This window comes from Methanobrevibacter sp., from assembly GCF_036307625.1.
In the GTDB taxonomy this organism is placed as follows: domain Archaea; phylum Methanobacteriota; class Methanobacteria; order Methanobacteriales; family Methanobacteriaceae; genus Methanocatella.
In genome coordinates this window covers 1-9,572 of sequence record NZ_JAXJXF010000097.1, presented here as the reverse complement: position 1 = coordinate 9,572, position 9,572 = coordinate 1, and the positions used below count along the sequence as shown (strand labels likewise).

The following is a 9,572-nucleotide window of genomic DNA, read 5'->3' as shown; positions in this document are numbered from 1 at the left end:
TTCAAACCTTGATTAACACATTTCATAAAAAAAAAACACTTAAAACTCCATTTTAGTGACAAATTTAAAATTAATTATAAACTAATTTAATATAATAAATAATATATAAAGAAATAGAGAGAGCATTTGAAAACTAATATCATCAGATGCCTTTTTGTGAAATTCATCTCCGACCTTAAAGAGGTCAGAGTATTCTTTCACCATAAGATAAATTCAGGGACTGGAAAGATAACCCTGTGATTCTGCTTCAATAGGAGATTACCAACTCATAAAGTAAGAATCCACAACCGCTACAGTCCTATGCAGTTCAATTTCAATCGTGATTTTGATATGTCATGATTGAAAGTTTGAAAATGCGATTTCATAATTGGAAAATATTAAGTAACATGAAATCATAATTATTGACAACAAATAATGGAGAGATCAATATGGAATTCATTGTTGTTTTAGCTAAAGTATATCCAAAAAACGGTTGTCGAGATAGTATTATTGAAATCTCACAAGAATTAATTGAAAATACTCTTAAAGAAGATGGAAATATTGACTACCAATTATTAAAATCAATAAATGATGATGCATTAACATTTGTTGAAAAATGGGAAACTTTAGATGCACTGAAAAAGCATATGGCATCACCTCATTTCCAATCTTTTGGTAAAGAGACTCAAGATTTTGTTGAAAATATGGATATTCAAGTTATAGGTGCAGATGAAATCAACCTATAATTCTCTTATTTTTTTAAGCAATTACTAACTTAAAATATATTGAATCTAATTTTAAAGATTATTCCTTTTTAAATGCATTGATTGCTGCTTTTGTTAGCAATTTCTTTTCAATCAGCTCATCAACTTCATTTTTGCTAAACCATCTGTAGTCATCATGCTCTTCACTTATGGTGACTTCATCGCTATCTGAAGTTACTTTCAGGATAAGCTGAATGGATTTGACTTGTTCATTTGTCTTACAGGCAGTGTAGTTATTTTGAATGGTGTTGTACAATGATTCTATAGTGATTTCAAGACCTGTCTCTTCAAGATATTCACGCCTTAGGGCATCATCAAAAAATTCCCCTTTTTTAACCTTGCCGCCGGGAATTTCCCATTTATCTGCATCGTGACTAGATTTTGACCTAACTTTCAAAAGTAAAATCCTATCGTTTACTTCACATATTCCTCTTACTGTTAATCCCCACAAATCTTTCATATCAAACAGTCCCAGTTAATTTATGGTAATGCAATCGTTTGGACAAATTGCCATGCAAACCTTGCAGCGTTTACATCCAAATGAGTTATTCACGGCGGATGATTCATCATCCAATATCAAAACATTGTTTGGACAGGCTATAACGCATTTTTCACATCCATCGCAATCATCAACATTAATGTCAATATGGGAATCCTCATCTGTTGTTTTCTCTTGCTTTTTATCCTTTTTAAAAAATGACCTTAATCCCAATTTTTCACCTAGATAATAGTATGTGAAAAATGATATAAAAAATATGATGAAAAAAAGATAGTTGTCATTAACAACCACCAATTGTTAAATGAAACTTGCATTGAAATAGATTGATGTATATTCAAAACTTAAAATTAAAATGATTTTCAATACAATTGCCGTTAATATCAAAGAGATGCAATTAAAATTATATAACTGAGTTTACTTTTAATTTAATTGATGCTGAATAAAGAATAATGCAGGCAATAGAAAGTGCGAAAATTATGCATGATTATTTCAGAAAAAATATTCAAAACAAAAGTCTCATACATATACTCTTTAACCCTGATTCAAAAATCAAAAGAGGAATTCAATAACATTGTTTTGGATTAAAAAAATAGTTAAAATAAATAAGGAAAAATGATTGAAATTAAATTTCAACATTTCCTTTTAAAACAGTTATTCTTTTGCTTTAATGTTTAAAGTTGCTTTTTCGATGTCAATTTTTTCATCTAAAAGATCGGATACTTCATCCATTTCTTCTTTTAAGCCTTCAAGATCTTCTTCAATATTTATGAGGTCTTCAATATTTCCAACATCTTTTTCAAGATTTTTTATTAACTCATTTTTAGCTTTTTGCATATTTAATTCAGCTTTGAAAAAGATTTCTGCAAAGTTATTTTCTGCTTTGTATAAAATAAGTTCAATAGGTTTTTCGTCAGCTTCAATTTCTGAATCAACAACATCCAACAATTTGACAATATCCTTTTCAGCATCATCATTAACTTTATATATTTTTTTAATCGCTTTATCGATGTGGGCTGTTATTTTTTTGTCAGTATATTTTGCTTTTAATTTAAGTTTTCTTTCTTCACGATTAATTTTAGCTTGTTCTTTTCTTTCTTCATGTTTTACTTTTTGTTCATCGATTTTTACTGAAAGTTTTTCTTTTTGTTCTTCTAAGCTCATAATTTCACCTATATAATCAATTTAAGAAATTAATTGTTTATAAATATTATCATTTAGATTGAGTATATTCTTCCTACTGGAATTTGGACATCCATTTAATTAAAAAAAAAATATGTGAATCAATCCCCATAAATAGACTGCCTAATATTTCCGACAAATTCCCTTTCATCGTCTGTTAATTCAATGTTGTCTAGATTATCTGTGGATGAACGCCTCATGCAAATTAAAAATCTTAGAATCAAAATCAATAAAAAAGACAATACGCTTAATAACGGAGATACGAATGCCAAAATCAAAGAGATTAAAGAACTTATGACCGGCAACAACAACAGATATAATAAGGTTAATGTAACTCCCCTAACATATAATTTTAAATTGTCTAATTCGATTCCATCATCATAGGAATCCTGAATAGAAGTTTTTATTTCTTCTTTATTTTCAAAATATTCTTTAAAGTTATTTCTAATCAGCAATATGAAAATAAATATGTATAATAAGCTTATTGCCAATATCAATAATGAAAAGAACATATTTACATGAATATACTTGTAGAATTTGAAAAGAAATCCTGTTGCAAATGGTATTAAGCAGACAGCTGCCATTGCAAGCATATTCAATGTCAATACAGCATTGCTTATTCTTTTAAAGTTAAAGAGAATAACCGTATTCTCCCAGAAATTATATACAAGATAGAAACTTATGAAATATATCAAGATAGACGGTGCAAGATAACTTATAAAATATTCATCTAAAACAACACCTGATGATATATCATAGACTGTCGGAACTGCAATTTCCAAAACAAGAATTGTCATTGCAATTGCAAAAACACCATCCGTAATTGCAACATGCCTGTCACTTAAATTATTAAAAAATTCATTTTTTGCCATCAATATTAAATAATGTTGTTTGTTTTATTTAAGCTTAATGAAAAAATAAGTAACCAACAACATGAAAAATAATAAAAAAAAGAAAAAAATTAGTTAATTAACAGAATCATTGAGGAATTTTTTTTCCTCATGATTCCAAATTTAATTTAAAACAAATTTCCTAATACCTATTAAACTTAAGATAATAGCTATGATATAACCAATTATAGAAATTACCGGCATATCAAACATTCTTGGTCCAAATGAAACAACAGAAGAACCTACTATAAGCGCGGATACCAGTGCGATTATTGAAACCTTGTCGGTAATGTCAACTTCAAATCTGAATTGCAATTCTTCATTATCAATCTTGTGGATTGTCCTTGTGAGAAGCTTTGGCAGTGACTGAAGCATGTGTTGGTATAAAATTATGTTACTTTTTTTGCTTTTAAAGAACTGTTTAGGGTCAATCCTCTGTCTTGCGATTTGCTTTGCAATCGGTTTTAAAGATGCAAAAACATCAATCTCAGGGTCAAGATTTTTTGCAATTGCTTCAATCATTGATAATCCTCTTGCCATTGTGACAACTTCATTTGGAAGAATAACACCATACTCCTGCATAAGGCTAAGCAGAGCCTCTAAAACTCCATCAAAACGATTAAGTTTAACACCGAAGTATCTTCCGAATAAATCATTCAAGTCCCTTCTTAAACTGGCGGTATCAATGTCATAATCCAATATGTCCATATACATTAACTGGTTAATCAGTCCGTCAACATCCTGGTCTACGAACAATAGCATTACCTCGGAAAGGTCACGCTTGAATTTTTCATCAAAAAATCCCATCATACCCAAATCAAGATAGCACACAACATTATCGTCCAAAATCATTAAGTTACCTGGATGAGGATCTCCATGGAAAAATCCGTCAATGAACAGTTGCTGGAGATAGGAATCAAGTACATTCTTCGCTAAAAATTTTTTGTCGAATTTATCGTCAGTGCTTGTATATACATCATTTAACTTTGTACCGTCAATAAATTCCATTGTTAAAACTTTTGAGGTACAATACTCATCATAGGTAGCTGGAATATGAATGTTTGGATCATCTTCAAAATTCAATTCAATACGTTGCATGTTCATGAATTCGTTATTGTAGTCAATTTCCTGGTGGATAGTGCGGTCGAACTCCTCCATGATTCCCGGAAGATTCAATTTTCTAAGATTAGCATTCCACTTGTCAGCACGGTTGGCAACATATTTCATAATTCTTAAATCAAGATCAATCTTATCAGTGATTCCTTCCTTTTGGATTTTAACTGCAACTCTCTCACCGGTAATCAATTTAGCTTCATGAACCTGACCTATGGAAGCTGTAGCCAAATGCTGTTGTGAAAAGTCTTCGAATAAATCATCGATATTACCGTTAAGTTCCCTTTCAACTATCGCTTTAGCTTGCTCATATGATATTGCCGGATTGTCATCTTGCAGGTTAGCCAATTCATCTGCTATCTTATCACCAACAACATCAGGTCTTGTACTTAACAGCTGACCCAACTTGATGAATGTAGTTCCCAAATCCTGAAGCATTAGCCTTAACTTTACAGGGATTTCTTCATCCAATAAAAGTTCACGTGATTCATCATCATCTTTATGACGAATTTTGCTTTTTGCGGTTTGGCCTAAAATTTTGTCGAAGCCATATTTTTTCATGGCTGCCCTGATTTCACCCAAACGTTGTTTTGTTTGCTTATCCATAATTATCACATTATTAATTAATTTTCAGTAATACTTGATGCTAAAAAGGTTATACCATATAAAATCAGACATATTCCAACGATTATTGCAGTATATAATGGTTGTGCGATTGAAAAAGAAGCTAAGAAAACAGCAATTATACCCAATATTAAAATTAATACTGAAGCAAGTCTTGACAATGATTCTATTCCTTTAAACATACCCACTATACCTATAAACATCAGCACAAATGCAATTAAATAAAACTGGAATCCTATAATGAAGGACAATGCATCAATTTCATAAATAAATAAGACCCCTAACAGTATTGCACAAATTCCAAGAAGTATATTGACTGCTGAAAAATGAGTCATCATGCTGAATATAGAAAATCCATCAATAATAGAAGCAATTCCAAATGCAATTAATGATATTCCTGCAATCAGAGATACAGCCTCTGCACTATACACTGGATAAATCATAAAAAGTAAACCCAATATTATAAATAAAAATCCAAGTATTTTTCTATAGTCCATATTTAATCACCTTATATTATTAAATATATGACATTACCTTATATATTTTAAGTAAAATTAGCAAAATGAATTAATAATCGATGAAAAAAATTAAATGAAAAAATAAAAAAGGGCAGTAAATGCATAAGCATTTACTTAGATACTTTTGCAGTTTTTTTAGCAACAAAACGACCATAACTAGCCTGATATTTGATTTTTTTGCCGACTTTAAGTTTGTTCAATACGCTTTTTGTAATTTTGACTTTAGCAATACCTTTTGAATTGGTTTTTGCTTTTAAAGTTTTGCCATTGAACTTGAAGGTTACTATTTTAGCCTTAAGTGCTGAAGAACCTTTTTTAAGGGTAGCCTGCAAGGTTAGTTTTTTTGCTGATTTTTTAACTTTTACTGTTTTCAGGGAAACTTTTGTGTTTTTGAAAACACAGCTTTTTAGAGTTCCACCATAGATATCCTTGCCTTTTGGTGCTCTATTGTCACTAAAGGTACATTTGACCGCTTTAGCGCAATGCACTTTATCGGAATTAGAGGTTCTGAAACCATATATTGCTCCACCTCTTTCACCAGCTACATTATTTGCAAAGGTTGAGCCTTCAATCTTATTAGTATAATATTTAACACTGGAAACCCATTTGCCGTTTTCATAATGTCCAGATTGTTCATGGCATTTGAAATAGACTGCTCCACCATACATTGATGCATTATTTTTATTAAATTTTGAATTTTTAATAAAGAGATCTTTGCATCCAAATACGGCAGCTCCTTTTTCACCAGCCCTGTTTGAAGTGAATGTGCATGAATTAATGGAAATATGAGAGTATGCATAAACTGCACCTCCTCCACGACCATTAGCTACATTGTTAGAGAATTTACAGTTAGATATTGTATCTTTACCATGTTCAAGAAGAGTCTGCATTGCAATAGTGAAAATAAGGTTGGAATCTTCTGTGGCATTTCTGCCTGCGAAATAATTTCTATAGAAATCTGCACTTTTCTTAAATGTTAATGAGAAAACAGCTCCTGCATCTCCTCCTGCAGAATTCTTATTGAATACTGAATTTTTTAAAGTCAAAGCTCCCAGAGAATTAACAGCACCACCAGCAGTACCTGCATTATTATTTGTAAAAGAACAATTATTAATTGTCAAATCTGCAAAGTTCAATATTGCTCCACCATAAATTTTGGCGTTACCATTTTTAAATTTGATGTTTTTTAATGTAATCTTATACTGTTTTAACGCATCCCCATAGTTAATAATAAAAATTCTGGATTTACCCATTCCATCAATTGTATGGCCATTACCATTAATGGTTATATCCTTGCTAATCAAAATTCCAGTAGTGAGGTTGAATTCATTATTATATTTGTAATCTTTTTCCAAATTGATTGTGCTTCCGCTTTTAGCGAGAAGAATCTTTAACTGCAATGCTTTGAAAGTACCGTCATCATCATAAGTGATTAAATCTTTGATGTCTCCCACAGGCTGATTTTCATCATTGCTTACTGCTTTTAAATCGTTAGAGCTTTCACCAACCAAAGCAGTTTCATCGCTGGTTACCGCAGTATCATTAATGTTCCCCGCAAAAACGCCTGAAACACTGAATACTATGCAGGTAATCAATAAAATAAAAAATATCTTTTTTTTCATTTTATTTGTCTCCATGTTTTTTCTATTTAAAAAAAATAACTAGAAGTTAATTGATAACTTCTAGAATAATCCGCTTTCCTCAAGTTTATCCTCAAAGTATTTTGACGGTTTGTCCGCTTTTTCCTTAATAGCAACGGAAACAACAACAGTTAAAATTCCAATTGCCAGTAGAATTGCCAATGCTGGCCAATAATTGGACCATACGACACCCAATTGCGCTTCCCGTAGCAATTTAATTGCATAAGTCATCGGCATATACGGATATAGCGTTTGGAAAAATTGATGCATAATCTGAATCGGATAAATTCCCCCAGTCGCTGAAATTTGAAGAACTAAAAGAACTACGGCAACACCCTTTCCAACAGTTCCAATTGCCGAAATCAACGAATACATTAATATCATGAACACCATCGATACCAGTATTGCCGAGAATATAAACAAAGGATAATTATCGATGTGCACGCCTAAAAGATGAGCCCCTGTTATTGTTACGCAGGCCTGCAGTATGCTCATCACCACATAGAGTATCAATTTACCTGCATACATTTCAAATGGGGAATATTTGGTTCCGACGCTTGACTTAGGTTCAATCATGACACAGGTGATTAAAGCACCTACCCACATTGACAATACAATATAGAATGGGGATACATTGGATCCATAGTCAGGAACTGAAAATACTTCATGCCTATCCAATTTAATCGGTGAGAAGAAATAGTCGCCGAGAAGTGTTTCATTGATTCCTGTGAGTGCTGAAAGCTGGTCAGCTGTTGCTCCAAGTGAACCTGCTGCTGTGAATAAAGCCTGAGCCGCTGCATTTCCCAGTAATTGTGCACCTGCTGCGAGACTTAATGACCCTTCGGCCAATTGCACAGAACCGTCAGCCACTTGAACGGAACCATCCGCCAACTGGATAGAACCGTCGGCCAATTGCACAGAACCGTCAGCCAACTGAACCGAACCATCGGCCAACTGAACAGCACCGTCAGCCAATTGACTTGTACCTTTTGCAAGTTCTGAATTACTGCTTACATACTCTTTTACCGGACCTTCAGGAATTAAGGATGGGTCTATTGCAGAGTCCAACTCTTCTGAACCTTGCTGAACCTGACTGGCACCCTGTTTAACATCATCGGCACCTTGCTGAACACCAGAAGATCCCTGTTTAACCTGACTTGCACCTTGCTGAACACCAGAAGATCCCTGTTTAACCTGACTTGCACCATCCTGTACCTGACCGACACCAGATGCCACCTGACCTGCACCGTCGGAAACCTGTGAAGCTCCTGCCTGAAGTTGGGAACCTCCACTAGCCAGTTGACCTGCACCAGATGCAAGACCTTCCTGCAATTCACCAAGTTTACCGTATGCCGCCAAGTTAATGACTTGAATAATTTTCGCATTGAGTGTTGTATAAACGGTATTTGCACCAGTATCAGTTAATTTAGTAGCAACAGGATTGGATTTAACGTTTACAACATATTCCAATTTTGCCTGTTTTGGATTGTCTTTCGTAATCGAAACAACGTTTTCACTCAGGTTTTTGGGTATTACAATACCTGCATAATACTTTCCTTCATAAACTCCGTCCCGGAGTTCATCTTCCGTAACAAAAGTCCATTTAAATTTATCATTCTTTTTTAAATCCTTAACAAGTTCATTTCCAATATTGAGTTTTTTGCCCTCCATTGTAGTACCATTATCAAGATTGGCAATTGCAAATTCCACATTTCCCGTGTTACCGTAAGGGTCCCAACATGCCTGTATATTCAAAAGAGCATAAAGGGAAGGAAGAATAATGATTGCAACTAAAACTATTATTACAATTGGATTTGAAAATGCTGATTTAAAATCATTCTTTATTATCTCAACAATATTACCGATATCTTTACTGCCCATATCATCTCACCAATATAATATTTAAAAAGTAAAAGAAAGTTTTCAAAGATTTATTGCTTAAAAACACGACCACCTCAGCAAATGATTATATTAACATTAATATTTTTAAGCAATAACTATAATAACTACACTTAAACCGCCTAAAACATTAGGATTATCGCATTAACCCTCCTTTGGATGTTAAATAAGGTTTTACATGATATCAGAAATAATCAATCCAAAAACGGAAATATTATTTCAACATCAAATCACCATACTATAAATTATATAAAAAATTTTATAAAAGAGTTTCTATATCATGTATATAATTTTAAGTAAAGTATAAAAAAATAAACTTTAATCTGATTGAACTACCTCGACTTTGGAGAAGTCGAGGATTCTTACTTCACGGGCTGATACTCTCCCACGAGAGTAGGATTACCGTGCTATCCCCCCTGTTCCAGAGGTTCATTGTTTCATCGATTAAATCTGTTAATCCTTGTTTT

At 32.7% G+C, this 9,572-nt stretch carries 9 protein-coding genes; 1 reads left to right on the top strand and 8 read right to left on the bottom strand.

Features of this window, described 5'->3' with window-relative positions; all coding sequences use genetic code 11:
• Positions 1-428: 428 nt before the first annotated feature.
• A complete protein-coding gene (locus UIB65_RS06125; RefSeq protein ID WP_330040278.1) occupies positions 429-725 on the top strand; it encodes a putative quinol monooxygenase in 297 nt (98 codons plus the stop codon).
• A gap of 58 nt (positions 726-783) precedes the next feature.
• Here the strand turns inward: UIB65_RS06125 and UIB65_RS06120 are convergent, their stop codons facing one another.
• The 8 genes from UIB65_RS06120 to UIB65_RS06085 form a co-directional block, all read right to left on the bottom strand.
• Complete coding sequence (locus tag UIB65_RS06120; protein WP_330040276.1) at positions 784-1,203, bottom strand: NUDIX domain-containing protein; 420 nt, start codon at positions 1,201-1,203, stop codon at positions 784-786.
• 15 nt (positions 1,204-1,218) lie between these two features.
• Positions 1,219-1,455 carry a 4Fe-4S dicluster domain-containing protein gene (locus UIB65_RS06115; RefSeq protein ID WP_330040275.1) on the bottom strand — a complete coding sequence of 79 codons (237 nt, stop codon included), beginning with the start codon at positions 1,453-1,455 and terminating at the stop codon, positions 1,219-1,221.
• Positions 1,456-1,893: 438 nt separating this feature from the next.
• Positions 1,894-2,403: a hypothetical protein gene (locus tag UIB65_RS06110; RefSeq protein ID WP_330040273.1), complete on the bottom strand. Its 510-nt coding sequence runs from the start codon at positions 2,401-2,403 to the stop codon at positions 1,894-1,896.
• 119 nt (positions 2,404-2,522) lie between these two features.
• Positions 2,523-3,293 (bottom strand): TMEM175 family protein, encoded by a 771-nt coding sequence (locus UIB65_RS06105; protein ID WP_330040272.1) that lies wholly within the window; start codon positions 3,291-3,293, stop codon positions 2,523-2,525.
• Between the two features lie 141 nt (positions 3,294-3,434).
• The gene (locus tag UIB65_RS06100) at positions 3,435-5,030 is read right to left on the bottom strand and encodes an AarF/ABC1/UbiB kinase family protein (RefSeq protein WP_330040271.1); all 1,596 of its coding nucleotides are present in this window, start codon (positions 5,028-5,030) and stop codon (positions 3,435-3,437) included.
• Positions 5,031-5,047: 17 nt separating this feature from the next.
• The gene (locus tag UIB65_RS06095; protein ID WP_330040270.1) at positions 5,048-5,545 is read right to left on the bottom strand and encodes a DUF308 domain-containing protein; all 498 of its coding nucleotides are present in this window, start codon (positions 5,543-5,545) and stop codon (positions 5,048-5,050) included.
• Between the two features lie 131 nt (positions 5,546-5,676).
• The gene (locus tag UIB65_RS06090) at positions 5,677-7,188 is read right to left on the bottom strand and encodes a pectate lyase-like adhesive domain-containing protein (RefSeq protein WP_330040269.1); all 1,512 of its coding nucleotides are present in this window, start codon (positions 7,186-7,188) and stop codon (positions 5,677-5,679) included.
• Positions 7,189-7,248: 60 nt separating this feature from the next.
• Positions 7,249-9,087, bottom strand: coding sequence for a YhgE/Pip domain-containing protein (locus tag UIB65_RS06085; RefSeq protein ID WP_330040268.1), 1,839 nt, complete (start codon positions 9,085-9,087; stop codon positions 7,249-7,251).
• Positions 9,088-9,572 lie beyond the last annotated feature (485 nt).